This window comes from Bacteroidales bacterium (assembly GCA_016707785.1).
Lineage (GTDB): Bacteria > Bacteroidota > Bacteroidia > Bacteroidales > UBA4417 > UBA4417.
In genome coordinates this window covers 127,094-154,078 of the sequence record JADJGZ010000013.1, presented here as the reverse complement: position 1 = coordinate 154,078, position 26,985 = coordinate 127,094, and the positions used below count along the sequence as shown (strand labels likewise).

Genomic DNA, 26,985 nt, shown 5'->3' with positions numbered 1-26,985 from the left:
AGATATTGATTACTTTGGGTTCATGACGCTTTTCTTCAAAATTGATTTTGCCTGACAATGATGACCATTCAGCGTCCATGTCAATTTTCTGGTCAATAATGGATTGTTCGGTGAGATCCCAGGCCTTGCCATAATCCTCAAACAATTTCCTGTTTTCAGCACTTTCTTTGATCCATTCCGACAATGACATTAGCTCTTCAGGACTTGCTTCTCCCGAAAAGTACCTGGTTATCAGGTCGATGTAATATGTCATTGGTTCTTCCATGGTATTGTTCTGTCAATAATACACCTGATCAATGGTTTACCCTTATCTGTGCACTAATATTTTTAAACTACTGAAGTCACACTAAAATTGATTGCCACAGGTACTGAAAATATACCTATTTGAATCTGGATAAAAGGTGCATCAGCAGGGATCATACTTACTATATATTCAGCCAGTCGGAGCCGCATATGCTGCAGGGCTTTCGACATCTGTGCCTCAACGGTTTTCTGAGAAAGCTGTAAATGTTCGGCAATCTCGTGATATTTAAGGTTTTCGTAGCGGTTTAGCAGGAAAATCTCCCTGCATTTCACCGGTAGTTCATCAATGGCTGCTTTTATTGCCCCGGCAAGTTCGGCTTCCACCAGGAAATCGGAGTGAAACATTTTCGGAGAACTCCAGCAGGTTTTCAATTTCGAGGACATCGGAATTAAACTTCCTGTTGTCGCGAAGGTAGTTCTGGCAGCGATTGAATATGATGGTGGTAAGGTAGGATTTCACCGGACGGTTGGCATCAATGCTTTCCCGTTTTTCCCATAAGGTGATAAATGCATCCTGCACCAGCTCCTTTGCAGTTTCAAAGTCCTTTACATACTTCTGTGCAAAGAAGCAAAGGCCCTTGAATTCAGCACGAAACAGGGATTCAAAAACGCCCTTGTCGAGAGCGCTGAAGTTATGGGATGAGTTACCTTCCAGTTTGATTATTTTTTTGCAACTCTAAGCTTTGTGGATCAATTGCCCATATTACTTCCGGATAACGGGAAAAGGTAATATCCGATATGTTCTCAAAAAGCTAAAAACCAGCTAACTCTGGAACCCAAGAATATCTTGTTTTCAGTAAAATCAAGAACGTCTTAGCGCTCCCTTTGCAACTTTGGAAGTAACTTCTAATAATTCAGGTTCAAAATCAATAGATCGATAGGCAGTCTCAATAAGCGTTCAGTGGAAACCAGCAGCATTATCTGCATTTCTATTGCACAATATTATTGAGCTTTACCTCTCATAGTATATCGAACAAATCAAGGTCATATACTACTACCTGATTACCAATATTTTTTGATTTTTGGTTATACTCTAACTTTTATACTCTCCTAAACACCCACCTATATTTCTTGTGTAATAAATATATTCTGACTACTGTATTCTGGATTCTGGATTCTTGAATACTTGCAACCCTCTGCATTATTCCACTTTTCATACCTTTACCTGAGAATTCATGCCCTATGATCCGCTTCCCCCATTGTAAAATCAACCTGGGACTGCACATCCTGGAAAAGCTTCCGGATGGTTATCACCGTATCGAGACCCTTTTTTATCCTGTCCCACTGACGGATATACTGGAAATCATCCCTTCAACCTCAGGCCAAACCACCCTGGCAGTAACAGGAATTGAATTGCCTGGTAAAGCGGAGGATAATATCTGTTTTAAAGCCTGGCAACTATTGCATCAGGATTTTAATATCCCAACCGTTGATATTTACCTGCATAAATTGATCCCCACCGGTGCCGGACTGGGTGGCGGCTCTTCTGATGCATCCATGACACTTCTTATGCTGGATGAGTTGTTCAGTCTTAGCCTGACAGAAATGCAATTACATACTTATGCCCTCCGGCTGGGCATGGATTGTCCGTTTTTCCTGCAGAATCAGCCTGCCATAGGTTCCAACAAAGGAGAAGTACTCACTCCGCATTCCCTTGACCTGAAAGGAAAGTACCTGGTCCTGGTGAAGCCGGATATTCATGTTTCAACGGCAGACGCATATTCCGGGGTTAAGCCCTTGCAACATCCTTATAATATAGCCAATTTGATCGCCAGGCCGCTCAATGACTGGAAAAGTATCCTTGTGAATGATTTTGAGCCATCCGTATTCATTAAATACCCAATGATTGGAGAAGTAAAGGATCAGCTTTATTCCGCCGGGGCCCTGTATGCTTCCATGAGTGGCAGTGGTTCCGCCGTCTTTGCCATATTTAATGAAGTCCCGAAAATTGATGAGATGTTTGGGAATTGCTTTGTTTGGAAAGCAGTGATGGAATGAGTGCTGAGTGCCCAGGGGGAGCCTTGGCCTGAGTGCTGAGTGCCGGGTGCCGGGTGCGGAGCCTGCCTGACCGAAGGATTTTACTAAGTACGTAAATTTATTCTGCGGGCAGATCCAAAATTACTCACGATCGAGAGAACGCGAATCCTCGGTGGCAAGGATTGCCACGCTGATCCGTCGGCTGACGGACAGAAAATTTGTTTGGAAATTCATTCGGAAAATTCGTGAAATTCGTGTTCCATCATTTGAATACAGATACTATTCCAATAAATAAATTCAAATATTCAACATCAAAATCCGAATCAAATCAAACTCACATCAAACCGACATCAAACATTCGACATCCGACATCAAACATCCGACATCCGACATCAAACATCCGACATTACTTGGGAGCAGCCCTTAAGAGGAAAATCGCTACTATAGTAAAAATCAGGTTGGGTATCCACAGGGCGATATAAGGGGGAAGATTGCCGAAGACTGCAAAAACTGAGGTAACCTGAAGCATCAGGATGAAGGTAAAGGCAATGGCAATACCCATTCCAAGGTGCATCCCTATTCCACCCCTTACTTTTCGGCTCGAAAGGGCAACCCCAATGAAGGCAAGCACCAGGTTTGCAAAGGGAAAGTAAAACGTTTATTTTTTTCAAGATCGAATTTGCCAACTGTTTTGTTGCCTCTGAGCTTCTCTTTGGCAATATAGGAATTCAGCTGGTTATAGGTCATGATTTTGGCATCCTCTATATCCGTGACAAAGTCCTCAGGCCGAAATGCCATCACCGTATCCAGTTCACGGCCTCTTTTTAATATTTCCCTGTTTTCTTCAATATAACGAATGGTATAATTACTTGCTTTCCAGGTACTTTTCACACTATCCCATTTGATCATATCAGCACTCATCTTCATCTGTAATCCTTTGTCATTCAATGCCTCCATCGTGAAACGGTAACCAATATTTACTATATTATTGAAATTCTCCACATAAATGAGTGTATCCGGGCGAATCTGCATATGTATATTCATATCATTCACACGGAATGGGTTTTTGATATACACTTTTTCAAAATTTCTCAGACTCCTGTTTGTATAGGGGATGACATAATTCATCAATACAAACGAAAGCACAGTCAGGAAAAGGGCTGAAATCAGGTAAGGCCGCAACATTCTCCAAAAACTGATCCCGTTACTAAGAATTGCGATAATCTCAGTATTGGCAGCCATTCTGGAAGTGAAATAAATGACAGCGATAAAGGTGAACAATGAACTGAACATGTTCACGAAATAGGGAATGAAATTGAGATAATACTGGAATATAATCGCTGAAACCGGCGCTTTCCGATCAATAAAATCATCAATCTTTTCAGAAATATCAAATATGATGATGAGAATCGCCAATAATAAAATAGAATAGAAATAGGTACCAAGAAATTTCTTGATAATATAGATGTCTATTTTCTTAAGTCTTAAATCCACGTCTTCAAAGATATTGGGCTGCTCACCCTTAATGCTTTTTATGTTCTATTATCAGAGTTTCCGAATGTTAGTAATGTGAGGGTGCAAATCTAAAATTCCAAGTCCCAAGTTCCAAGTCCCAAATTCCAAGTCCTAAAGTCCCAGGTCCCATCCCAGTTGGCGCAAGTCCCAAACCAAAGGTTCCTATTCGGGCATCTCCTAATCTCTAATCCCATTTTCAAATTAATCTCCTAATCCTACATTTTCAAATTTTCATTCAATTTTCAAATTACCCATCAAACACCCACTTAGTCCCAGGTCAAACGACATCCGACATTAAACATCAGACATCAAACATCCGACATTAAACATCCGACATCCGACATTATAACCTAACCGCCAACTGCTTCACCATCTTTTCCTTCCAAGCTGCAAAAGTACCTTCTTCAATCTGTTTTCTTGCTTCTTTAACCAGCCATTGATAAAAAGCCAGGTTATGAATACTTGCAATCATTGGACCAAGAATTTCTCCTGCAATAAACAGGTGGCGGACATAAGCCTTTGAATAATCACGATCCACAAAAGCTGTCCCGTTTTCATCCAATAGCGAGAAATCATCCTTCCATTTAACATTCCTTAGGTTTATGATACCCTGGGAGGTAAAAATCATGCCATTCCGTCCGTTTCGGGTTGGCATTACACAATCAAACATATCAATTCCCAGGGCTATGCCTTCAAGAATATTAACCGGAGTCCCGACTCCCATGAGATAACGGGGTTTGTCCTTAGGAAGTATGCCACAAACCAGTTCCGTCATTTCATACATAATTTCTGCAGGCTCCCCGACTGATAATCCCCCGATCGCATTTCCATCAGCACCCTGAGAGGCAATTACCTCCGCAGACTGCATCCTTAAGTCGCGGTATACACTTCCCTGGACAATTGGAAACAAGGATTGGTAATACCCATATTTTGGCTCCGTGGATTTATACTGAATCATGCACCTTTCGAGCCATTGATGCGTCATGTGCATCGATTTGCGGGCATATTCATAATCGCATGGATAAGGTGTGCATTCATCGAACGCCATCATGATATCAGCTCCGATGCTCCGTTGTATATCCACTACGATCTCAGGAGTGAAGGTATGTTTCGATCCATCAATATGCGAATGGAAAACCACTCCTTCATTTTGGAATTTCCTTCTTTCTGCAAGTGAATAAACCTGGTATCCTCCACTATCGGTAAGAATCGGGCCACTCCATCCATTAAATTTATGCAATCCCCCGGCTTTTTCAAGTATATCCAGCCCTGGCCTGAGATAAAGATGATAAGTATTCCCCAGGATAATCTGTGCTTTGATGTCTTCCCTGATTTCCCTGGTATGAACAGCTTTCACTGTTCCTGCAGTACCAACCGGCATGAAGGCAGGAGTTTCAATCGTCCCGTGATCTGTTGTAATCGAACCCCTTCGGGCAGAAGTAGCAGAATCAGTTATTTTTAGTTCAAAACGCATAAATTTCTTTCTCGCAGAAAAGGCGAAGGAATGCCATCACATCCTCTGTCTTAAATTAACAACAGTTAGTAAGAAAGGTCATATATAATTGTTATACAATTACTTACATCAATTATTACCTGTTACAAACTTTTTGGCAAAGATAGGGGTTAATTCTTTTGAGAATAATACTTTTGTACTCCAATAACCCGTTTTCATGCTTGCTGATTATTTCAGTCAAAATCCTATTCTCTTTTCGGTACTCGCTGTGCTGGTCTTCAGCACATTTGTGCAATTGATCTATTTTTGGGGAATATTCAGCAGGGTGGCTTTCTTCAGGACAAAAAGTGACTTCAGCAGTAAAGATGAACCTGTCTCTATCATTGTCTGTGCCAGGAATGAATTTTACAACCTTTCTGATAACCTGCCTTACCTTCTCAACCAGGAATATGGTGAATATGAAGTAGTTGTTGTTGATCATGGATCCGATGACGATACTAAATACCTTCTTCGCGATATGCAGCTTGAATACAAACACCTGAAGGTAGTGACCATGGGACCGGATTTAAATTTCTTCACAGGGAAAAAGTTTCCTCTCTCTATCGGGATCAAGTCTGCAAGCTATGATGCTTTGTTGCTCACAGATGCAGATTGTATTCCCCGCTCCAACCAATGGCTTCGGAAGATGGCAGCCAATTTCACTGGTACCACTGAAATTGTATTGGGATATGGCGCCTACGAACGCTCCAAAGGACTCTTAAACCTCTTCATCCGTTTTGATACACTCAGGGTAGCTATGCAATATTTTGGTTTTGCCTTAGCTGGAATGCCCTATATGGGAGTAGGCAGGAATATTGCTTATCGGAAAAGTTTGTTCTATCGGCAGAATGGATTTATCTCCCATTACAGGATTCAGACAGGTGATGATGATCTTTTTGTAAACAGGGCCGCCAATCGGAAAAACACCCGTGTTGAATTCTTATCGGATGCTCATACACTTAGTGCACCTAAAAAGACCTTTTCACTCTGGTTCCGCCAGAAAAGAAGGCATCTGCTCTCCGGAAATCATTATAAATTCAGTCATAAACTGGCTCTCGGGATTTTCGGATTTACCCAGACTTTATTCTTTGCCTCATTCATCACTTTGTTATCATTTTGGTATCTGCCATATATTGTTCTGGGAATTATTGCTTTACGTCTGCTTAGCCAACTCTTCATCTTCGGAAAAGTGATGAGAAAACTCTCCGAAAAAGGCTTCCTCCTGCTCGTCCCTTTCTTCGAGGTCTTTATCCTTTTGATTAATCCAATCATAGCATTCACTAACCTGTTCAATAAACCGGTTAAATGGAGGTAAACCCCTCTCTGTCTGACAAAGCGCGGCATGACGTGCATCTGGTAAATAAAGTTCTCGATTCAGGCGACCGAAAGGCATATGCTGAATTAATGAACTCTTATGCCGACCAGGTATATGCAATGATGCTGAAAATGACAGGTGACCCATGGGATGCAGAAGACCTGGCCCTTGAAGCATTCAGCAAGGCTTTCGAAAAACTGGGGCAGTACACAGCAGATTTCGCTTTTAGCACATGGCTATTCCGGATAGCCAAAAATAATTGTATCGATTACTTAAGAAGAAAGAAAAAAGAGGAGAGTAACAACCCTTCCGGTGATAGCCATGAACATGAACATGGCGCTGATGCTATGGAAATCCCTTGCCAGTTGCCGGGTCCTGAGCAATTACTCATCAACCGGCAGGAAACCTTGCTGCTGAGAAAAATAGTTCAGGGACTTAAACCTAATTATAAAGCCATCATCGAACTACATTATTTTAAGGAACTTAGCTGCGAGGAAATTGCCGTACATCTCAATCTGCCTGAGAACACAGTAAAAGTGAGATTATTCCGTGCCAGGGAGTTGCTGTACAATATTCTTATAAAGAAGTGAACTGGAGTGCCTAGAGTGAGCTAAAGTGAGCTAAAGTGCCTAAGTAGTGAACTAAAGTGACTCAGTGCGAGGTCAGTCAATTGCGAAGCTGCCTTCGAAATTGCCAGAAGGCTTCCCTTCGGGAAATTGCCGAGCCAAAGGCTTCCCTTCGGGAAATTGCCGAATTATCGAATCGCCGAGCCAAAGGCTTCCCTTTGGGAAATCGTCGAATTGTCACATTTCTAAATTTCTAAATTTCTAAATTATCAAATTCCCTTCAACGCCTCCCTGCAAGCCTTACGTCCGGCTTCAATTAAGGTCTCAGCCCTGTAAAAATCATAGACCGTCGCAATCTTAAAAGGCAGATTGATCAGAATATCAGGCGAATACTTTTCAATACTATGCAGTGCAATTTTATGCTGCATCAGGTTTATCGACTCAGAAACCAGGTCAAAGAGTCCCATTTCCTTAGGTTTAATTACAGAGGTCCGCCTTCCCCGGTTGATCAGCTCCGACCAACGTTTATTCAGATGTTCCCTGGCATTTTGGTATCCCTGCTCATGAACCTTACTAATACTCAACTCAAGCTCAGATGCCACTGTTATAGGAGCATTTACATTCACTGCCACCAGTAAATCATTCGGAAACCTCACAATGGCATCCAGGGGCAGTGGATTTAAAACACCACCATCTACAAGACTGGAATGATCATAACTCACTGGAAGAAAGACTGTTGGAATGCTAATAGAAGCCCGGATAGCTTTCATCAGGCTGCCCGAACGGAAATGAACCTCCTTATGACGTTTAATATCAACGGCAACAGCAGTGTAAGGCATTGGTAGATTTTCAATGAGTGCTTCACCGATGAAACCATGCATCACCTGTACGATCTTTTCACCTTTCACTAAGCCTCCATGTCCGATCGTAAGATCCAAAAATTTAATAATATCCATCTTGGTTACATGAAGTAACCACTGCTTGTATTCCTCCAGTTTCCCCAGGGCATACATCCCTCCTATTACCGAACCCATCGATGTGCCAGCGATGGATGTAATCCTGTATCCAGATTGTTCCAACTCTTCGATAACTCCTATATGAGCAATCCCCCTGGCTCCTCCGCTTGAAAGGACCAAAGCAACATCTTTTAACATATCAATTAATTTTCTTTAAAATGGCAATGAATAAACCTAAGGTTCAATACAAAAATAAATTCTTAGGTACGCTAAGTCAATAAATATAGTGATTTTTGAGCTCTCAAGCAAGTAAATCAACAATTTCTTTAATGCTTACTGTTTTGATGCTTTCAGGGAAACCCAAACTATCATGACAAACGGCCAGGTAATAGCCAGGCATCCTGTAAGTCATAACGTATAGTGCCTCCGAAACTTCGTCTCCGGAGAGTTTAAACCCTTGATTATTCTTTATAACTGTAAAAGAATTGAGGGTCCGGGTCAACCCACTGCCAATGGTCTTTAGAAAGCTCTCCTTTATGGTCCACAGATAAAAAAAATACTCCTGACGCTGATCTTCAGGCAACGAAAAGAGGTCTTGTATTTCAAGTGGTGAGAAAAAACGTTCAGCTACTTTAAAATTCACTCTTCTTTCGTGCTCAACGTCTATACCAATTGCTGAAGAAGCAACAGCGCAAACGATCATCCCACCTGAATGGGAAATATTGAAATGTGCGTCGAGATGACCCTGCAAATGAGGCTTCCCCTTTTCCCCTATTGAGAAGGGCTGGTTAACATCTTCAATCCCGTTAAATTTCTTGAGTGAATACCTGGCCAATAGCTCACCCAATAGCGACCGATCATGATTATCAGTATTCGATTTCACCAATAAGCGTTCCTGGCTCTCCAGAGGTAGCAGACCGGTAAGTAACCCGGTTTCAATTCCCGAATTCCTTAACTCTGATAAAGTGATGGAAGTTAGATGTATCAACTATTTGCAGCAATAATGATTGATCGCGAAGTTAATTGAATTTTAAATTAATGCGTGCCTGTGTTTTGAACATCACTCATGACACGCATCAGGTTTCCACCCCAGATCTTCTTCAGCTGACGCTTGCTATACCCTCTCCTGACTAATTCCAGGGTGATATTCCCCATTTCACTTACATCGAAACAACCTTCTACTCCGCCACCTCCATCAAAATCAGTCCCGATCCCTACATGATCAATCCCTGCTATGTTTACTATATGGTCAATGTGATCACAAACATCCTTAACTGTGGCGAGTTGTTGAGGAAAAAGCTCTTCATTTTTCCACCAGTCACGACGGGCACTATCCATCTCAATTTCTGAAAGGTCCTGGTAATTTCTCCATTTTGAACGAGCAGCCTGGAATGCTGAATCTCTGGCTGGATTTGGCAGTGGTGTCTTCACATAAGCACTCAGGATGCACATTTGAACAACGCCTCCATTTTTTGATAACGCTTTCATCATATCATCTGTAAGGTTGCGTTTATTGTCACAAATAGCTCTTGCACATGAATGTGAAGCGATTACAGGCTTACTGCTCAACCGAATCACATCATAAAACGATGCATCCGAAACATGGGAAACATCAATCATCATTCCTAACCGATTCATTTCAGAAACCACTTCTTTTCCAAAATTAGTGAGACCTGTTGAGTTACTGGTGTCAGTCGAACTGGTACAAATATCATTATTCCGGGTATGGCACAAAGTGATATATCTGGCGCCTTTATCGTACAATACTTTTACATTTGATAAATCAGTGCCGATTGGATAACCGTTTTCGACCCCAATAAACACCGCACTTTTGCCCTGCCTGCATGCTTGAGCCGCTCCATCAGGCGTTGTAACAACAGCTGCCATTTCAGGGTTCTGTCCTACTTTACTATATATCGAATCGAAGGTAGCCATTGCACTCTTATAAGCTTTTGCATTTCCTTCCGGTGTCCTTGCCCCCTGGCTTGTGAAAACAGCAAAGAAAACAGCATCCAATCCACCTTTTTTCATCCTTGGAAAATCTACTTTCGATCGGCGGACAGTGGAGGAATTATCGATCGCCACATTGAATTCAGGATCAAACAGGTTCATGGGAGTATCAGTATGGGAATCCACTGTAAATATTTTTTCATGGATCCGGGCAGCTTTGGTTTCTGAATTCCTTGCATTTTGAGCTGACAGAAAAAGTGGGAGAATAAGAAGTACAGATATGAAGGAGTATATGAATTGATGCATTTTGTTTATAAGGTTTGTATATGAATGATGCACTGATCCGATTTCAATAATTATGATACCGGTTTTTTTGCTGTGAATCGAACTACATCCGCCAATCCCTGGTGGAGCGGGCCTTCATCAAGAATAACCTGCGTTTCATGAAAATCAATTATTTCCAGGCTTGAAAAATCTGCTTTAATGTCTTCAGGATTAAATAAAAGATCAAAATTCTTAGGACCTCCGCTGGTGCGTGGCATTTGATTTTTTGTGAAGGCTTCAAAAATGAGAATCCCCCCTGGTTTTAAGGCGCTGATGACTTTCTGGTGGACTAATTCCCTGAGCCCGGGTACCAGGTGGACAAATACAAGACAAACACAATCAAATGCTTCGGGAACGGGCTCCCAGGCTTCGAGTGATACCAAGTGATATTGGATGATCACACCTTTCATTTTTGCCAGCTGAAACGCTTTCTTTCTTCCCTCTTCACTCTGATCAAATGCTTCTGTCTGCCAACCAAGGCCCGCTGCAAACACTGCATTTCTACCTTCCCCCTCAGCTGGAAACAAGATTTTTCCTGGTTTATGTTTCGGAAGAATCTCTTTTAAGTAAGTATTAGGTTCAATGCCATAAATGTATTCTTCTGATACATATCGGGCATCCCATTGATCTTTTGACATCAGGATTTTTTTTCAAAATTAGCGGAAAACATTACATTATGACAAAAAAGAAGTTTGTCTCAGAAGCCTTTGTTCATTGTACACACATTGAACAAATATCGACTTATGAGACAAACCGAAAAACCTTGAAATGGTTCAGATTACTTTACCGGGGGAATCACTGTTTGTTTCTCCTTATAAGGTAAAACCCCTCCCAGTTCACCCAATACATTTACCAGGTCAGAACCTATTGGAACAACAATTTTGGAATTATTCTGCAGAGCAGTCTCCATGGCTTGAATTTTCCGCAACAATTGAGCATTACCCACGAAATACTTTTCAGCAGCTTCATTTACAAGAGCGATAGCCTGGGCTTCACCTTCTGCACGCAAAATCGCAGCTTGTTTAACACCTTCTGCCTTGCGGATTTCTGCACGTTTCTCACCATCAGCCCTTGTTTCGGTAGCTGTAGCAAAATCGACGGCAGCAATCTTTTCATTCTCCGCTTTAACGATTTTGTTCATGGTTTCCTGAACATCCTTGGGAGGGTCAATCTCTTTTAACTCTGTTCTGACGATTTCGATACCCCAGTTCATGGTTTCATCCAGTAAAGTGGCATGCAATTCTTTGTTAATTTTTCCACGTTCACTATTTGCCGATTTCAATGTCATTGTACCAATAATATTACGCAGCGTGGTACGGGCAAGGTTGACAATCTGATATTCAATACTATTAACGTTATACTGAGAATTCTTTACACTCTCTTCATCCGGTTTGATCTTAAAATAGACCTGTGCATCTACCCTGGCATTCAGATTATCATTGGTAATAATTTCCTGGGGCTCCGCATTGATCATCTTTTCTGTAATATTGATTTTATACATCTTATCAATAACAGGAATAATCCAGTTGAAACCCGGGGTTGCAAACCTGTGATATTTCCCCAGCCGTTCAACTAAGGCGCGGTTAGTGGGTCGTACAATCCTTATCCCCGAAAAGAATAACAGGACGAGGATCAAAATAAGCAAAGTGTAAAGATTTTCCATTTTGAAAAGGTTAAAATTATTATGAATGTTCTGGATAAAAGGAACTCATACAAATATAAGGAGGAATCAGTTAGCGATTGATGCATACACTTGGATTAGAAAAATTTCAGTTTCTCGAGAACTCATTCAACAACAACTTCATCAGCAAAAATCCAGGCTTTCCCCCCTGCTCCCGGATGTCCTGGCGGACATTGACCGATATTCCTGGCAATAATTTTAATAAACCTTGCTTTCTTCATAAAACCAGCCCGTACAGTTTCTATTTCTTTTCCTGCTGCCCTTTCAAAAGTACCTGACAAATCGTAAAAATTATCAAACCTTGACCCGGTATCATAAGTGATCCCATTTTGAGAAGTCTTTATTTCGACATGCTTGGGAAAGAATACCCATGAGTTGGTATCAGAAAGGAAATTTATAGAAACTTTACGAATCAGGGTAGATTCTCCCAGATCAAGGGTTATGGAAAAATCGTCGCCTTCAAATCCCTGCCATGCACCATCATTAAAAGCCAGGCTTCCTTGTATGCCATCAACAAGTCCATAGGCACCACCAGCTGAGAATTTTTGTGAATATGGACTCAAATAGGTAATGTCGGATGCCATACCCTTATGTGGACTAACCACCCATGATCCAATCGTTTCAGAGGCATAACCATTCACACAAACCCTGGCATTGATCCTGGCAGGCCTGAGGATGAGGATCCCATCTCCCTGGTATTTCCTTGAAACACAAGTAGGCTCAGTGCCATCGAGCGAATAATATATCTCAGCACCAGGCCTCGTGGATACCAGGTCATATTTTATCTGCTTATTAACCTCATCATAAGCCGGATGCATAAAAACCATATCGGTTATAAATGGCCATTCATCAGTGCGAAAAGTAGAAGCCGGTAATCCCTCATAATTGAAAAGCGTAGCTTCAGAAATATTTGTATAGGCATATCTTACCGCAACCGGATCTGTTACATAATCGGAACTAACAAATACTGAATGATCACGGATACTGACCTTTGCCGGAACAAAGTGGCGATCTGCGCCTGCAATTACAAAACCACTCTCTTTTTTGTTGTCTTTGATTTCCAGTCCCTGGTTAGCATGATCAAAAAATAGCCTGATCCCCTTGCCTTCTTTTTCAAAAGACTTTAAAACTGGTCCGTAGGTAAGGTTTTCCTGAACGCCATAGGTCCCATGTAATGCCCAGTCTGCAAGCCGTTTCCCAACAGTTACCTTATCTTTGGGATGAATATCAGTCACATCACCGGTTATATCCATAGTAACCACCATTCCTACATTTGGAGCTGACATGCACTTCAACTGTGATTCGCGGAGCATAGCTCCTACAACCGCTTTTTCGTAGGGGAAAGGAGCAATCTGAACATAATAGAACGGGAAATTACCCAACCCCCATTCTTCCCGCCATCCCTGTATCATTGCCGGAAATAGTTCATCATAGGTATCAGCATCATTTACATTGCTTTCGCCCTGATACCAGATTGCACCTTGATTGTTGTTTTGAGCAACGGATGAATCATTGCGTTAAATAAGAATCGAGGGATAGGTTGGAAACCATTCATTCCTATTGGGATCAGAACGATAATATATCAACCCGGGATCATTTTCTATGATACGGGAGGGTGTCCAGGCTTCGGCTGCAGTCCCACCCCAGGCTGTTACGATCAAACCAACAGGAATGCCAAGCTTCTTGTACAATTCCAAGCCAAAAAACCAGGCTGTCGCACTGAAGGATGCGACAGTAGCAGTATCCGCCAACTGCCAGTTACCGTTGCATTTATCCTTTTCAAAATAGGAGGTATCCTTTTCAAGGGTAAATAATCTTATTGGTGCCGGACTAAGTTTAAGAAGCTCATCTCTTTCTGAAGGATAGGTCTTGTTCCATCCTCCGAACATCTTTATAGTAAATTCCATATTGGATTGCCCGGAGCAAATCCAGACCTCTCCCAATAATATATCTTCGAGATTAATGCTTGTATCCCTCCCTGAGATCGTTAGAAGATAAGGCCCACCTGCATTCCCCGTAAGGATTTTGACTTGCCAGTTTCCGTCGGCCCCGGTAAAAGTGCTTACCTCCGATGGCATCCATCCGGCTTTTACACTGATTCTCTCACCTTTAGATGCCGAGCCCCATATCTTGATTTCCGAATTTCGTTGTAAAACCATATGGCTCCCCAAAACATCCGGAAGCTTAATCCATGAAAATGCCTGGATTGATGTAATCAGAAACAGTATCAGCAAAGTTTGCCTTGGAAAAGAAAGTAAATTAGTTATCAGGGTAAAAACTCGCATCAGCCTGGAATTTAAATGAGACTTTGCTTTAATAGATTTAAGCCGGCAATTTAAGTAAAGACTTCTGATTAGAAGCCAATTCAACAATCAATCCCCATAATTTCTGAACATGTGCTTCAGTAACCTGGGTTTGGGACACAGATATCCTGATCGTATATTTCCCATTTAGTTTAGTATGACTCAGATAAGCATTGCCTCCTGCATTGATGACTTTAAGGAGAGATTCATTAAGCAGATTCAGCTGCTCTTCGTCCTCACATCCAACCGGATGATACCTGAAACATACTACCGAGAATACTCTTGGTGTAAGAACTTCAAAATCGCGGTGATTATTGATTTGATCCTCTAACCATTTAGCCAAACTAATATGATTCCGGATTTTTTGTTGCAATCCATCTAGTCCAAAACTCCTGATTACGAACCATAACTTTAAAGCACGAAACCTTCTGCCTAATGGCACACCCCAATCACGGTAATCATTCACCTGGCCACGGGAGCTTGTCTTCAAATACTCAGGAAGGATTTCAAAGGTTCGTAGCAGGGCTTCCTTATCCCTGACAAAATAAGCAGAACAGTCAAAATTGGTGAACATCCATTTATGAGGATTGAAAACAAAGCTGTCTACACCGTCTATGCCTTCAATCATCCAGCGGAATTCAGGCAGTAGTAAAGCCGAACCCCCATAGGCTGCATCCACATGAAGCCAGAGATTAAATTCCTTGCATATTTCCGCAATTGATTCTAACGGATCAACTGCAGTGGAACCGGTTGTCCCTAAGGTTGCGATTACACAGCATGGCTTGAGGCCGGCATCCAGATCAGATTGAATCAACTCACGGAGACTCCCGGCATTCATCATGAATCGATCATCTACCGGCACCTTAACCAGGTGTTGTCGTCCAATTCCTGAAATCTTCACTGCCTTTTCGATGGAAGAATGGGTTTCGGTGGAGCAATACACCCTTAACCCTATATGACCATCAAACCCTGCTTCATTGATCCTGTATTGAGCCAACTTTTCCCTTGCGCTCAATATAGCTGCCAGGGTTGCAGTTGAGGCTGTATCCTGTATTACCCCTGACCAATCTGCCGGTAAACCCAACATGCCTTTCAACCATTCCATAACCCGTTCTTCCAGCTCAGCGGCTGCCGGGGAAGTTTCCCAAATCATACATTGGGCTCCCAGTGCAGCGGTCAGCATCTCAGCAAGCACCGAAGGATAGCTCGTATTAGCGGGAAAATAAGCAAAGAAATTGGGACTTTGCCAATGGGTCATCCCTGGAACTATAATTTGCTGAAAATCTGTAAATATGCTTGCCATATCTTCCCCTTTTTCAGGAGGAAAACCGGGAAGTTTTTCCATCACTTCCCCAGGCTTTACCATCGACTTCACCGGGTATTTCTCAACTCCGGCATAATAATCAGCCATCCAATCTGCAAACTGATGGGCCCATTTTCTGAATTGATCGTTATCCATCTTTCCCTTTTTTGTAAAATTATGGAATAATGGCTACCAATCCATGCCCTTTTATGATCTTACCTTCCAGGTCATTGGAAAAACCAGCTTAAACCCTATATTCCTGCCCATATTGTAAATGCCTGTCTTGCCATTCAAAGGATTTTCAGGTGCATATTTCAACCGGCTTAAATGATCCTGGTACGCCACATTAAAAATATTGTTTGCCGTTACCTGAATTGAAAGAAGTGTTGTTTTTGATTTAGTCAGAAGGTTTAATCCCATTCCTGCATACATGGTAAACCAGGCAGGCGTGATGGTTTCAGTTCCATAAGCCTCATATATCTTTTCCTGGCTCAGCGAATAATCAGAACCAATAAGGATGTATGCATGATCAATCCTTAAAGGTAATCTGGGCAATTCAAGCTTTAACTGAGACCTGAATCTCAACGGTGGAATCATTGGCAAATTATAGGTACTGTCAGGATTCCCGGGCTGAAACCCTCTGACAAACCCAACTGAATTTTCAAAATGTATCCAGTCCAGCGGATGCGGATGTATATCCAGGGTAATTTCACCACCAAATAAAGTTGCATCCCCCTGGACAAACGCAAAGGCAGGAGCCGGATCATGTTGGTCGATAATTGAATCACCGCCATTTGAAGCATTTAGCTTTCTAAGGAAAATGTACTGGTCAATCCGGTTTAAGAATAAATCGGTTTCTAAAGAAACATGCATACTGTTATAGGTAAAACCAGCATCCAACTGTAAACTGTGTTCAGGAAGTAAGTCCTTGTTTCCCAGCTCATAACGATAGGTCCCTTCATGTCTGCCATTCGAGCCTAATTCTGCAATATTGGGGGCCCGAAAACCTCTTGAAAGATTAATTTTGACAACCCATTGATCATCAATGCTATAACTAGCACCGGCACTCCCTGAAAAACTTGAGAAATTCCTTTTGAAATCAGCAAATTTCAGACCTTCATCCTCAAGATTTAGTTCCATCGAATGTAAACTTCTCCAATCCATCCTGATACCGCCACTTACCAGGAACTTTCCGGATTGTTTTCTTGTAAATCCAAAAAATCCAATATCATTCAGTTCATACTCCGGAATAAGATACTCCATGCCACCATTATGATTTGATTGCATCATTCCCCCAAAACCAAAAGAGGTTTCCCAACCATGTCAGGAAAGAAATACTTTAAATCATATGTCAAAGTATTTAGTTTGAGGTATAAGGAAGCTTGATCAGGCAATAATGGTTCGGCCAGTTCACTGCGCTGGTTTTGCTGAAAACCTGCCTTAAATGCTAAACGTGATTTGCCCAGTAATATACTGCTGCTGGATATGAAGCCTAAATGTTTAAGTTTCTGTTTAGGAATAAATAGCTGATAGCTGTCAAGATCAGATTCAGTAGCCACCACTTCTTCAACAAGGGTGTCATTTATGATTTGTGGCTTAATGAAATGGCCGGCATCATCTCTTTCTCCTTCTATTAAACCTACGGATTGATTATAAATACTGTAGTTTAATTGTGAGTATCCCCATTTCCGGTTCAAACCAAGAGATCCATTTGAATTAAGTTCATTGAACCCGGAATTGAAAACCTTTCCGTCCTCTTTATTTTGATAATTGCCAGCTCTCTTACCGCTGAGCCTGAAATTCCAGTTTACTCCCTTTATATTACCGGCCTGAAAAATGGAAATGCCGGCTAATTTATTATTTGTTTGAAATTCTGAAGCGATATTCAGAGCCATCGTACCTTCATTTACAGGCTTGTTATTTAAGAAGTTAACTACCCCTGCCATTGCATCTGAACCATACATGATACTTCCGGGACCTTTTATTATTTCAACCCTTTGAACCGAATATTCATCAATCTCAATTCCGTGCTCATCACCCCATTGCTGATCTTCCTGACGGATGCCATCCCGAAGCACAATTACCCTGTTATATCCCAGTCCTCTTATCACTGGTTTTGATATTCCCGAACCTGTTGTAACCTGGCTGATTCCCGGACGCCGGGTTATAGCATCAATAAGATTCGAGGAATTTCCCAAACTGAGATCGTCTGTATTCAGGACCATGGTTGGAACAGGATTAAGTCTCCTTTCAACAGAACCGGAAGTGCCTGTAATAATAACTTCCCTAATTTCAGCCGCGGCAGGCTGCATATCAATATCTTGCTTGCTTTTCTGATCAATTACCACTTTACCAACCCATGAGCGGTATCCAAGGTATTTGACCTCCATGAGGAAAGTGCCGCCTGGCATCGCTGAGAAACTATAATTCCCAATGGAATCACTCACTGTCCCTCTCATTAAATCAGCAAAATATAAAGATGCATTTGGCAGAGGCATTCCGCTTATAGCATCTTTTACTGTTCCCTCCAACTTGTTTTGTCCCAGGCTAATAATCGCAAACCCCATCATAAACATGATGAAAATGTATTTCTTCATTGTGATCGTATTTTTGAATGTTGTATAAACTGTCATAGGATTGATGCCATTCAGAACGAAGAGCAATCCTGACAAATAAAATAACAGGAATGAATATTCCTAACAGGAAAAGCTGAACAAAATAAGTCAGGCCTGCGGAGGCGGAACCAGGATGGAAATAGGATTTTCAAGAATAGGCTCCTTCTGATTTTGAAATAGAAAGAGCTGGCCTTCAACTGGATCCATACAAGGATTTCTAAACTGAAGACACCAATCAGAAACAATATGTAGTTTTAAACTCGAAATATCTTTCCCGGATGTACTATTGCCTTGAAGTGCAAGTTCCTTTTCAAGCATACATTGTCCATTGTGGTGATCGGAATGAAAATGTACTTTCTGGCATTCATTCACATAATCAGAATAATGTAATATGTAATTTAAAATCGGTCCTGATACCTTTACCGCAGATAAGGTGAAGAGGACCGACATGAAAAGGATGATATACTTCAGATTATTTTTCAATTATTCAATATTCACGACAAAAGTACAATTAAGGAGGAAACAAGAAAACCTTATATTTGTTTGATCTGACACATATTTCTTAAAACATTAACCAACTCTATCCCTTTAAAATGAATCGTTACCTGAAGCCAGTGGGAACATTGCTCCTGATCATTCTAATAGGATTCCTGGCATGGAAATTCTCATTCCTCATCGTTTATATTTTGATTGCAGCAATAGTTTCATTTATCGGGCATCCAATAGTCAGGTTTCTTGATAAAGTGAGAATATTCAAAGTCAAAATACCGCATACGCTGAGTGTCATTCTTACACTATGCCTTTTGATTATTGGGTTTCTCTCTTTATTTGCCATCTTCGTGCCACTCATCGTCAAACAAGCTCAGACTTTTGCAATGATTGACATGAACCAGGTAGCTTCTCACCTGCAACAACCCCTGAGTTGGATAGAGGATGAATTAAGACTTTTTGGTGTTTTAGCTTCTGGAGATACTCTCGAAAACTACCTTGCAACAAAAGCCCGCTCCGTGATAAATGTCACTGATATCACAGGAATTCTGAACCAGATATTTGGATTCGCCGGTTCTTTTTTTGTTGGACTCTTTTCAGTTGTGTTCATCGCTTTTTTCTTTTTAAAAGAAGAAAGAATGTTCGAGAATATGATTTTTGCAATTGTCCCTGAAAAAAACCACGAAGCTGTGCAGAATGTAATTGATAACTCAAAACAGTTACTGATGCGATACTTTGTTGGACTACTCACCGAATTACTTGGAGTTATGTCGATAATCACGATTGGGTTGTGGATCTTCGGCGTCAAAAATGCCCTGCTGTTAGGATTTTTTGGTGGACTCATGAATATTATTCCTTATCTGGGTCCGGTAATTGGAACTTTATTGGGTCTTGTGCTTGGTGCCAGCAGCACCCTGGCTTCAGCCGACTATGCCGGCCTCACACCTGTTCTCCTCAAAATTGGAAGCGTCTTCCTGGTGGCGAATTATATTGATAACCTTCTGCTTCAACCTATGATTTATTCAAGTAGCGTTAAAGCACATCCCCTTGAAATTTTCTTTGTTATAATCATAGGAGGTAGCCTGGCAGGTATCACCGGTATGCTGCTTGCTATCCCGGTATATACCGTTTTACGTGTTATCGCCAAAGAGTTTTTCAGCAAATTCCGGCTTGTAAAAAAGCTTACTGAAGACATATAAGCCCTCCAAAACCCTCTTCATAAAACATAATTTTCCCTGAAAATAATATATGTTACTCCCTACCCTTCTTCGACTATTGCCTTTACTTACCTTTAGAAGGGTTTACAACCTGATCATCAATGAATTATCGTTCAGGATAAGCAGGCTCACCCATAAACCGTTCATGATGGGATTACCTTGGGCCGTTTCCATAGAACCCACCACAAATTGCAACCTCCGCTGTCCTGAATGTCCAACCGGGCAACGAAACCTTGCCAGGACTTCAGGGAATCTGAGCCTGGAATTATTTTCAGAAATAATTGAACAAATGCAGTCGCATCTTATATACATCACCCTCTATTTCCAGGGCGAACCCTTCCTCAATAAAAGCTTTATTGAAATGGTCACAGTAGCTAAAAAAAAGCGCCTTTTTGTGTCCACTTCAACCAATGGCCACTTCCTGGATGATACAAATGCAAGGTTAATAGCAGAATCAGGCCTTGACAGACTAATAGTTTCATTAGATGGCACAGACCAGGAAAGCTATGAAAAATATAGAATCGGGGGGAACCTTGCTACTGTTAAATCAGGAATCATGAATGTGGTCAGGTGGAAAAAGAGATTACATACAAAATTCCCGTTGATTGAGCTGCAGTTCCTCGTTCTGGGGACTAATGAACATCAGATTGAAGAGATGAAAAAGCTTGCAAAAGAATTAAAAGTTGATAAACTCACCCTCAAAAGCGCTCAACTTTCGATTGTTGAAAACAATCCATTCCTTACAACAAAACCAGAACTATCAAGGTATTCAAACAATAACACCTTTTCGATAAAATCAAGTCTTCCCAATTATTGCCATCGCATGTGGAACTCCCCTGTGATTACCTGGAATGGAATTATTGTGCCATGTTGTTTCGATAAAAATGCAGATTCAGCTATGGGAGATATAACTCAAACCTTATTCAGGGATATATGGAATTCTGAAAAATATCGATCATTTAGAAAGCAAATTTTTATTGGCCGGAAAAGCATTCAAATGTGCTGTAACTGTAGTGAAGGCCTGTCAAAAGCTTGATTCTGCTGTGCTTGTACTCTGTAAAAAGTTTGAAATTACATTTTTTATTTCTTTTCTGGCCTTGTATCTATTACTATTAAAGGCTTTCGACATTAATTAGTATAAACAAATGTACTTCTATATCAGAATCCCTTGAGCACTTACCCGGTTGCTTGAAAATCCTGAAAATGAAAAGAATCAGCATTCTAAATATTTTCTTTTTCTGCGTTGTCCTTTCAGGATATTCTAATTCATCTGTTACTGACAGTCTTCAACATCTTCTTAAAAATGCAACCGGAACCAACAGGGTTAATGTCCTCAATTCATTAGCATGGGAGCTCAAATTTGAAAATACTGTCGAAGCTTTCAAGTATGCAAGGGAGGCTTTATCTGCTTCTGAAAAAACATCTTATGCCACAGGAAAATCTTCAGCCATCAGGAACCTGGCAGCCTTAAATATTCTTACCAATAACGGAAAGGAGGCTTTGAAATATGCTAACGAAGGAATCATACATGCATCTGCCATACGTGATACGTTCACATTGGCGAAGCTCTACAACATCAAGGCATTGGTCCTGGAAGAGCAATATGCTTACTCTATGGCCATCGATTTCTTCAATAAATCATATGACTTATTCGAGCAAATCGGGGACAAAAAAGAAATGACCGGCATTTTGAATAACATGGCAGTGCTTTATGGTCAGATCAATGAAAAAAGACTTGAACTTGAAACCTATATCAAGGTGATCAGGCAGGAAGAGGAATTAGGGAATAAGGAAGGACTTGCACGAACCAATATTAATATTGCCGGTGTATACCAGGCTATGGGCGATTCGCATAAAGCCCTTGATTTTTATAGGAAAAGTCAGCGTTATGCGATAGAAACCTCCTCGGTCAGGTTTGAAGCAGCTGCCCTCAATGGTATTGCCATCATCCTTCAGGAACAAAAGGAATATGATTCTGCAATTTATTACTATACCCAGGCAGCATCACTTAATAAGAAAAATAACTACCTGCAATGGCTGGCAAATAACTACCTGAACCTTGGTGGACTCTATCTCGATGAGTTGAATGAAAAAGAGAAAGGCAGCCATTACCTGGAAGAAGCTGCATCACTATATGAATTGATCAGTGACTGGAATAATTATGTGCGCGTTTTCAATATTCTGACTTCTTACCATCTTAAAAATGGGCACATGAAATCCGTCGAAAAGCTGATGAAAGTAATGGACCAATACCAGGATAGCATTGCTGCCGCTGATGTACGAATGGATTTTTTCAACCTGAAATACCAATATTATAAATCAAAAGGAAACACGCAACTGGCTCTTGAATTCCTGGAAAAATCCATTTCTATTCACGACTCCATTGAAGCGAAGCAACAAGAACAACTTTCATATGAAATTCAGGCAAAATATGATCTAACCCGCCAGGAACAGGAAAATGAGCGCCTCAGGATGAACTCTGACCTGAACCTGTTAACGATCAGGAAACAGAAATTCATGATCTTTGCTTCTATCATCATTTGCCTGCTTCTTGGATTTATCATCTTCCTTTCACTTAAATCCAAACGTCGGATCAGCAGAGCCAATCAGGCTCTCAATGATATTAGTGACCAGATCCTGGAGAAAGCTATGGAACTGCAACAATCTAATGAATCGAAAGATAAATTTCTCTCCATCATTAGTCATGATCTTAAAAACCCTATTAGTGCAATCACTGGCCTTTCTGATCTTCTGATGGATGACTCCCTCGATTTACCTGAAGAAGAGAAAGCTAAATACATCAGGTATATTAATGAAGGATGCCTGAGTACAGATCATCTGCTTGAAAACCTTATGAAATGGGTGCGATCCCAGACTGGTAAAATGGAAATGAAACCCATCCTCTTCGATCTTGCTGATCCGGTAAAAGATGCAGTTTCACTAGTCAATAATGCAGCATTCAGGAAAAATATCAGCGTACATGCAGAAGTACCTAAGGGTACGATGGTATTTGCTGATCTTGAAATGGTGAGCACCTGTATTGTAAACCTGCTTTCAAATGCAGTTAAATTCACTAAGATGAATGGCCAGGTCAATTTGTACACTGAGCCAAATGGAAATTTCACGAAAATAATAGTTAAAGATAATGGGATAGGAATCAGTAGCGAGCAAAAATCTAACCTGTTCAGGTTGGATACAAAATCCGGAACTCCCGGCACAGCCAATGAAAAAGGAACGGGACTTGGACTAATGCTTGTGAAGGAATTTATTGAAAAGAATAAAGGTAAAATTGATGTGCAAAGCGAACAAGGAAAAGGAAGCACATTTACTCTTAGCATTCCAAAGGCCAATTAAAGGCATAGGATTGAAATTGCCACACCTCTGATAAGAATAAAAAAAAGCGGCAAATTGCCGCTTTTTCAATTTTTAAATATCACTTCTAAACTGTCATTATATCTTTTTCCTTGTGCTCAAGGACTTTATCCACCTGGACAATAAAAGTATCCGTTAAATGCTGTATCTCTTTCTCCAGCACCTTGATCTCATCTTCCGGCATCCCGCCTTTTTCTAATTTCTTAGCATCCTCAACTGCATTCCTCCTGATATTTCTGATAGAAACTTTTGCATTTTCTGCCTCAGCTTTGGCTTTTTTTACCATATCCCTGCGCCGCTCTTCTGTAAGGGGCGGAACTACAATACGTAGTATTTCACCATTATTTTGCGGATTAAAACCAAGATTGGCATCCAGAATGGCTTTTGCAATAGGTGCCAGCATATTCTTTTCCCAAGGCTGAACAACAATCTGTCTTGGATCTGGTGTATTAATATTGGCAACCTTATCCACTGAAGTGAGATTACCATAATAATCCACCCTCACACCTTCAAGCATTTGAGGACTAGCTTTACCTGTCCGGAATTTGTGAAATTCCTTTTCTAAATGTTCAACAGCATGTTGCATGCCTTCTTTCATTTCTTCCAGGATAAATAAACCATCTTCAGTCATAGGAATAGATTTTAAAACATGCAAATTTAAGTATCCAGTTTAATTTCTACAATATCATTTCATGTATTTAGGCAACGAGATTCTTTTATTTTTTCTGAATTCTTTTAAGGATGTACAATTGTGCCTATAGGATTTCCTTCAATAATCTTTTTCAGGTTACCTTCCTTATGAACATCAAAAACCACCACGGGCAACTTGTTCTCCTTACACAAAGTAAAAGCGGTCATGTCCATAATATTTAACCCCCTGGAATAAGCTTCATCAAAACTAAGGGAGTCAAACCTTGTTGCTGAAGGATCCTTCTCAGGATCAGCAGTATAAATTCCATCCACCCGGGTTCCCTTTAACAGAAGATCTGCATGAATCTCCACAGCTCTTAAGGCTGCAGCTGAATCTGTTGTAAAAAAAGGATTTCCTGTTCCTCCGGCAAGTATCACTACTTCTCCTGAATTCATGATTTCAATAGCCCTTGGACCGCTAATCTTCTCAGCAATAGGGTCGACTGCCAGGCCGGAAAGTACCCGCGACTTGATATTCCTGGATAAAAGTGCAGATTGTAAGGCTAAACTGTTGATCACAGTGGCCAACATACCCATATAATCGCCCTGAACCCTGTCAACACCAACATTGTTGCCTTTTAAACCTCTGAAAATATTTCCCCCTCCCAATACAACTGCAACCTGCACCCCCTCTGTAAGGATAGAAGATATTTCAGATGCATAAAGAGCCAGCATCGCGGTATCGAAACCAGTCCCATTGGCACCGGCTAATGATTCACCACTAAGTTTTAAAAGAACACGATTGTATTTCATGATAAGACCAATATATTTTTAACTACTTAATTTACTCTTTTCGAACAGGTTAAGAACCTCAATTTTGAATCATTAAGGCCTTTGCACTTGATTCAACCCCTCCTGAAATCCTGTAGAAATAGGTTCCTGATGAAATCCCATTGAGGTCACACTCTACAATATGAGTACCTGCTTCATACTCCCCTGATGAAAGCACCTTGACTTTCCGCCCTAAAATATCATATAATGCAAGTTCAATCACCTGTGTACCCTTTGTCCGGATAGGAATCTTTGTAAATCCTGTTACTACAGGATTGGGGAAATTCTGCCCAAGCACAAGATTAGAAGGTATTTCCATCTCTTTAACACCAGCATTCAAATCATAATAGTCCACTGTAATACACCAGCTGTTTAAAGTTCCAACCTGGCTTACTACACTGTCCTGAATCTCCAGCACCCAGTTTCCATAAACACTCTTAGTATCAAAAGATGAAAGGGACTCTTCCGGTCTGAATCTACCGGTATAAGGAGGAGTACCAACAGTTATTGATTGTGTTGCCTCATCATCAAACAGGGTATTGGTAAAATTTGAACCACTCCCTCCATTCCCACTACTCAAATCTATCTTCGTACCATCTGGGCCGATAAGTGAAATATTCAGGGTCTTTACCCGTGTATGGGAAACATCTATCTCGATGTCTATATCTTTTACACCTCCTTCAAAATAGAGGGGAATGCTATCATAAATGATCGACTGATCCGGAATGATTTTAGGAGTACTTGATGAACAGATTGTTTGAACCTGGTTAGGAGCCACGAAATAAGAATAGAAACTAGCAGGTGCAATTGTCCCTGGAGGATTTATACCTCTTCCTCCTGATGGCAGTGTCTCCAGAATAATACCATCTTCATCCTGCACAGCCATATAGTAGGATACTACAGTTCCATAAGGCTGCCCGGGTATCAAAAAAGAATAATTGGTACCGTTAACAGAATAAGGATTCAAATATTGGAACATACCTCCATTCACCTGGTAATATAAACGGGGTAGATTCCCCCCGGACGCTACTTGCCTGGGTGTTTGTACCTTTAAAACAGCAATTTGATCTGTCGTATTTACTCCTGAAGCGACCTGCTGATGTTGAAGGTTCATCCTGCAGTTCCATCCCAAACTGGCTAACCCGGCAATCGCTGCCTGTACCATCTTTTGAAAGTACGGTATGTTCAGATTGTCGAAAAGGTCCTGTGGAGTATGATAATATGCATTAAAATCATCCGGGTACTCTTCTATTCCAAGGATGGCCGGGTAGCCCTGATTCCAGAACGAAGCATGATCACTTGCAGTGATATCAGTATAATTCCAATTAATTGCCGGGGTGTAAATTCCCATAACTGACTCATAATCATTTGTTAATGATTGTGATCCGGAATTTGTCCCAATAGTCATCCTGAAATCCCCGTTAGAATCCCAGGAAATCATATCAAAATTGAGGACTCCCATGATCTGCATTCCAGCCATTGCGGCACTGTCTGCATAAGCAGCACTGCCAACCAACCCAATCTCCTCTTCATCCCAGGCAGCAAATTCCAGGGTATACTCGGAGGTATAAGGTGCCAGTATTCTCGCAGCTTCCATTACAGCTACAACACCGGATGCATTGTCATCAGCTCCGGGTGCAATTAATGCGGTTGGCATATTATCATAATGAGCACAGATAATATACTTCTTATCAGGATACTTCACCCCGGTCTTCCATCCAATAATATTCCGGCCCGTTGCTGAATAATCCTGGTACCTGGCTTCAAGTCCATAGGCTTCGAATTGCTGCTTAATAAAGGCTGCTGCCAGGTTCTGAACTGAATTGTACTGGAAATTACGCGTGGTAATCCATTGCTCAGATCCTTCAATCATCACAGCACTATCTCCTGATAATTGTCTAACGGTAGAACTAACAGTACTTTCCGTGCATAAACCGATCAAAGAATCAATGACAGGACTATACGCAATCTGAGAATACAAGCTTGTACTTCTGCATATCAAAATGCACAATAATAACACGATTACCCGGTACATTGAAGTCATAGGTTGTTGATTTATGGTATCAGAATAACTCTCAGATCGAAAACAACCAGGCACAATCCCTTGAATTCCACTCTTTTTCAAGTACCGGGACCTGGAACACTT

At 41.1% G+C, this 26,985-nt stretch carries 26 protein-coding genes; 6 read left to right on the top strand and 20 right to left on the bottom strand.

The features are described 5' to 3' along the window. The 3 genes from IPH84_09295 to IPH84_09285 form a co-directional block, all read right to left on the bottom strand. The coding region (locus IPH84_09295) for a hypothetical protein (protein ID MBK7173417.1) at positions 1–265 on the bottom strand (265 nt) is incomplete at its 3' end. 62 nt (positions 266–327) lie between these two features. Beyond that, positions 328–648: a sigma-70 family RNA polymerase sigma factor gene (locus tag IPH84_09290; protein MBK7173416.1), complete on the bottom strand. Its 321-nt coding sequence runs from the start codon at positions 646–648 to the stop codon at positions 328–330. After that, on the bottom strand, positions 587–967 hold the full coding sequence (locus tag IPH84_09285) for a sigma-70 family RNA polymerase sigma factor (protein MBK7173415.1): 381 nt from the start codon (positions 965–967) through the stop codon (positions 587–589). Before IPH84_09285 ends, IPH84_09290 begins: the two co-directional genes overlap by 62 nt. Before the next feature lie 518 nt (positions 968–1,485). On the opposite strand from IPH84_09285, the gene IPH84_09280 reads away from it, so the two are divergent. Further along, positions 1,486–2,301: a 4-(cytidine 5'-diphospho)-2-C-methyl-D-erythritol kinase gene (locus IPH84_09280; GenBank protein MBK7173414.1), complete on the top strand. Its 816-nt coding sequence runs from the start codon at positions 1,486–1,488 to the stop codon at positions 2,299–2,301. A 385-nt stretch (positions 2,302–2,686) separates the two neighbouring features. Here IPH84_09280 and IPH84_09275 read toward each other — a convergent pair whose 3' ends face one another. The 3 genes from IPH84_09275 to tgt form a co-directional block, all read right to left on the bottom strand. Next, complete coding sequence (locus tag IPH84_09275) at positions 2,687–2,911, bottom strand: LptF/LptG family permease (GenBank protein MBK7173413.1); 225 nt, start codon at positions 2,909–2,911, stop codon at positions 2,687–2,689. Next, positions 2,869–3,774 (bottom strand): LptF/LptG family permease, encoded by a 906-nt coding sequence (locus IPH84_09270; GenBank protein MBK7173412.1) that lies wholly within the window; start codon positions 3,772–3,774, stop codon positions 2,869–2,871. The genes IPH84_09275 and IPH84_09270 overlap by 43 nt, the downstream gene beginning before the upstream one ends. A gap of 364 nt (positions 3,775–4,138) precedes the next feature. Further along, positions 4,139–5,269 (bottom strand): tRNA guanosine(34) transglycosylase Tgt, encoded by a 1,131-nt coding sequence (gene tgt, locus IPH84_09265; GenBank protein MBK7173411.1) that lies wholly within the window; start codon positions 5,267–5,269, stop codon positions 4,139–4,141. Between the two features lie 196 nt (positions 5,270–5,465). Here tgt and IPH84_09260 point away from each other — a divergent pair, with 196 nt between their 5' ends. Both IPH84_09260 and IPH84_09255 read left to right on the top strand, forming a co-directional pair. Further along, the gene (locus IPH84_09260) at positions 5,466–6,602 is read left to right on the top strand and encodes a glycosyltransferase (GenBank protein ID MBK7173410.1); all 1,137 of its coding nucleotides are present in this window, start codon (positions 5,466–5,468) and stop codon (positions 6,600–6,602) included. Next, entirely contained in the window at positions 6,593–7,192 is a 600-nt protein-coding gene (locus tag IPH84_09255) for a sigma-70 family RNA polymerase sigma factor (GenBank protein MBK7173409.1), read from the top strand. Before IPH84_09260 ends, IPH84_09255 begins: the two co-directional genes overlap by 10 nt. A 245-nt stretch (positions 7,193–7,437) precedes the next feature. On the opposite strand, the gene IPH84_09250 is transcribed toward IPH84_09255, so the two are convergent. The 11 genes from IPH84_09250 to IPH84_09200 all read right to left on the bottom strand — a co-directional run bounded on the left by IPH84_09250 (position 7,438) and on the right by IPH84_09200 (position 18,783). Further along, positions 7,438–8,322, bottom strand: a complete 885-nt coding sequence (locus tag IPH84_09250) for a patatin-like phospholipase family protein (protein ID MBK7173408.1) — start codon at positions 8,320–8,322, stop codon at positions 7,438–7,440. 103 nt (positions 8,323–8,425) lie between these two features. Continuing rightward, positions 8,426–9,112: a 4'-phosphopantetheinyl transferase superfamily protein gene (locus IPH84_09245; GenBank protein MBK7173407.1), complete on the bottom strand. Its 687-nt coding sequence runs from the start codon at positions 9,110–9,112 to the stop codon at positions 8,426–8,428. Positions 9,113–9,159: 47 nt separating this feature from the next. Then, positions 9,160–10,380: a dipeptidase gene (locus IPH84_09240; protein ID MBK7173406.1), complete on the bottom strand. Its 1,221-nt coding sequence runs from the start codon at positions 10,378–10,380 to the stop codon at positions 9,160–9,162. A gap of 50 nt (positions 10,381–10,430) precedes the next feature. Then, complete coding sequence (locus IPH84_09235) at positions 10,431–11,036, bottom strand: class I SAM-dependent methyltransferase (protein MBK7173405.1); 606 nt, start codon at positions 11,034–11,036, stop codon at positions 10,431–10,433. A 140-nt stretch (positions 11,037–11,176) separates the two neighbouring features. Beyond that, on the bottom strand, positions 11,177–12,061 hold the full coding sequence (locus IPH84_09230) for an SPFH/Band 7/PHB domain protein (GenBank protein ID MBK7173404.1): 885 nt from the start codon (positions 12,059–12,061) through the stop codon (positions 11,177–11,179). Between the two features lie 122 nt (positions 12,062–12,183). Further along, the gene (locus IPH84_09225; GenBank protein ID MBK7173403.1) at positions 12,184–13,491 is read right to left on the bottom strand and encodes a chitobiase/beta-hexosaminidase C-terminal domain-containing protein; all 1,308 of its coding nucleotides are present in this window, start codon (positions 13,489–13,491) and stop codon (positions 12,184–12,186) included. Positions 13,492–13,596: 105 nt separating this feature from the next. Next, complete coding sequence (locus IPH84_09220; GenBank protein ID MBK7173402.1) at positions 13,597–14,313, bottom strand: hypothetical protein; 717 nt, start codon at positions 14,311–14,313, stop codon at positions 13,597–13,599. A gap of 88 nt (positions 14,314–14,401) precedes the next feature. Beyond that, positions 14,402–15,841, bottom strand: a complete 1,440-nt coding sequence (locus IPH84_09215; protein ID MBK7173401.1) for an aspartate aminotransferase family protein — start codon at positions 15,839–15,841, stop codon at positions 14,402–14,404. 51 nt (positions 15,842–15,892) lie between these two features. Next, the gene (locus IPH84_09210) at positions 15,893–16,972 is read right to left on the bottom strand and encodes a TonB-dependent receptor (GenBank protein MBK7173400.1); all 1,080 of its coding nucleotides are present in this window, start codon (positions 16,970–16,972) and stop codon (positions 15,893–15,895) included. Beyond that, the gene (locus tag IPH84_09205; GenBank protein MBK7173399.1) at positions 16,972–18,282 is read right to left on the bottom strand and encodes a TonB-dependent receptor plug domain-containing protein; all 1,311 of its coding nucleotides are present in this window, start codon (positions 18,280–18,282) and stop codon (positions 16,972–16,974) included. Before IPH84_09205 ends, IPH84_09210 begins: the two co-directional genes overlap by 1 nt. A 126-nt stretch (positions 18,283–18,408) precedes the next feature. Continuing rightward, a complete protein-coding gene (locus tag IPH84_09200) occupies positions 18,409–18,783 on the bottom strand; it encodes a hypothetical protein (GenBank protein ID MBK7173398.1) in 375 nt (124 codons plus the stop codon). Positions 18,784–18,893: 110 nt separating this feature from the next. Here IPH84_09200 and IPH84_09195 point away from each other — a divergent pair, with 110 nt between their 5' ends. The 3 genes from IPH84_09195 to IPH84_09185 all read left to right on the top strand — a co-directional run bounded on the left by IPH84_09195 (position 18,894) and on the right by IPH84_09185 (position 23,360). Then, entirely contained in the window at positions 18,894–19,988 is a 1,095-nt protein-coding gene (locus IPH84_09195; GenBank protein MBK7173397.1) for an AI-2E family transporter, read from the top strand. Between the two features lie 49 nt (positions 19,989–20,037). Beyond that, the gene (locus IPH84_09190) at positions 20,038–21,042 is read left to right on the top strand and encodes an SPASM domain-containing protein (GenBank protein MBK7173396.1); all 1,005 of its coding nucleotides are present in this window, start codon (positions 20,038–20,040) and stop codon (positions 21,040–21,042) included. 167 nt (positions 21,043–21,209) lie between these two features. Next, positions 21,210–23,360, top strand: coding sequence for a tetratricopeptide repeat-containing sensor histidine kinase (locus tag IPH84_09185; protein MBK7173395.1), 2,151 nt, complete (start codon positions 21,210–21,212; stop codon positions 23,358–23,360). Between the two features lie 85 nt (positions 23,361–23,445). Here IPH84_09185 and frr read toward each other — a convergent pair whose 3' ends face one another. The 3 genes from frr to IPH84_09170 form a co-directional block, all read right to left on the bottom strand. Next, positions 23,446–24,009, bottom strand: coding sequence for a ribosome recycling factor (gene frr, locus IPH84_09180; GenBank protein ID MBK7173394.1), 564 nt, complete (start codon positions 24,007–24,009; stop codon positions 23,446–23,448). Positions 24,010–24,113: 104 nt separating this feature from the next. Beyond that, positions 24,114–24,821 carry a UMP kinase gene (locus IPH84_09175; GenBank protein ID MBK7173393.1) on the bottom strand — a complete coding sequence of 236 codons (708 nt, stop codon included), beginning with the start codon at positions 24,819–24,821 and terminating at the stop codon, positions 24,114–24,116. A gap of 58 nt (positions 24,822–24,879) precedes the next feature. Then, positions 24,880–26,712 (bottom strand): M20/M25/M40 family metallo-hydrolase, encoded by a 1,833-nt coding sequence (locus IPH84_09170; protein MBK7173392.1) that lies wholly within the window; start codon positions 26,710–26,712, stop codon positions 24,880–24,882. Positions 26,713–26,985: the final 273 nt, after the last annotated feature.

Bases quoted from the DNA above. Each gene is read 5' to 3' on its own strand.
- IPH84_09280 (MBK7173414.1), top strand. From the start codon at position 1,486: ATGATCCGCTTCCCCCATTGTAAAATCAACCTGGGACTGCACATCCTG.
- IPH84_09210 (MBK7173400.1), bottom strand. From the start codon at position 16,972: ATGCAATCAAATCATAATGGTGGCATGGAGTATCTTATTCCGGAGTAT.
- IPH84_09185 (MBK7173395.1), top strand. From the start codon at position 21,210: ATGAAAAGAATCAGCATTCTAAATATTTTCTTTTTCTGCGTTGTCCTT.
- IPH84_09260 (MBK7173410.1), top strand. From the start codon at position 5,466: ATGCTTGCTGATTATTTCAGTCAAAATCCTATTCTCTTTTCGGTACTC.
- IPH84_09190 (MBK7173396.1), top strand. From the start codon at position 20,038: ATGTTACTCCCTACCCTTCTTCGACTATTGCCTTTACTTACCTTTAGA.
- IPH84_09170 (MBK7173392.1), bottom strand. From the start codon at position 26,712: ATGATTGAAGGATCTGAGCAATGGATTACCACGCGTAATTTCCAGTAC.
- IPH84_09240 (MBK7173406.1), bottom strand. From the start codon at position 10,380: ATGCATCAATTCATATACTCCTTCATATCTGTACTTCTTATTCTCCCA.
- tgt (MBK7173411.1), bottom strand. From the start codon at position 5,269: ATGCGTTTTGAACTAAAAATAACTGATTCTGCTACTTCTGCCCGAAGG.
- IPH84_09225 (MBK7173403.1), bottom strand. From the start codon at position 13,491: ATGATACAGGGATGGCGGGAAGAATGGGGGTTGGGTAATTTCCCGTTC.
- IPH84_09175 (MBK7173393.1), bottom strand. From the start codon at position 24,821: ATGAAATACAATCGTGTTCTTTTAAAACTTAGTGGTGAATCATTAGCC.
- IPH84_09235 (MBK7173405.1), bottom strand. From the start codon at position 11,036: ATGTCAAAAGATCAATGGGATGCCCGATATGTATCAGAAGAATACATT.
- IPH84_09205 (MBK7173399.1), bottom strand. From the start codon at position 18,282: ATGAAGAAATACATTTTCATCATGTTTATGATGGGGTTTGCGATTATT.
- frr (MBK7173394.1), bottom strand. From the start codon at position 24,009: ATGACTGAAGATGGTTTATTTATCCTGGAAGAAATGAAAGAAGGCATG.
- IPH84_09250 (MBK7173408.1), bottom strand. From the start codon at position 8,322: ATGTTAAAAGATGTTGCTTTGGTCCTTTCAAGCGGAGGAGCCAGGGGG.
- IPH84_09215 (MBK7173401.1), bottom strand. From the start codon at position 15,841: ATGGATAACGATCAATTCAGAAAATGGGCCCATCAGTTTGCAGATTGG.
- IPH84_09195 (MBK7173397.1), top strand. From the start codon at position 18,894: ATGAATCGTTACCTGAAGCCAGTGGGAACATTGCTCCTGATCATTCTA.
- IPH84_09230 (MBK7173404.1), bottom strand. From the start codon at position 12,061: ATGGAAAATCTTTACACTTTGCTTATTTTGATCCTCGTCCTGTTATTC.
- IPH84_09255 (MBK7173409.1), top strand. From the start codon at position 6,593: ATGGAGGTAAACCCCTCTCTGTCTGACAAAGCGCGGCATGACGTGCAT.
- IPH84_09290 (MBK7173416.1), bottom strand. From the start codon at position 648: ATGTTTCACTCCGATTTCCTGGTGGAAGCCGAACTTGCCGGGGCAATA.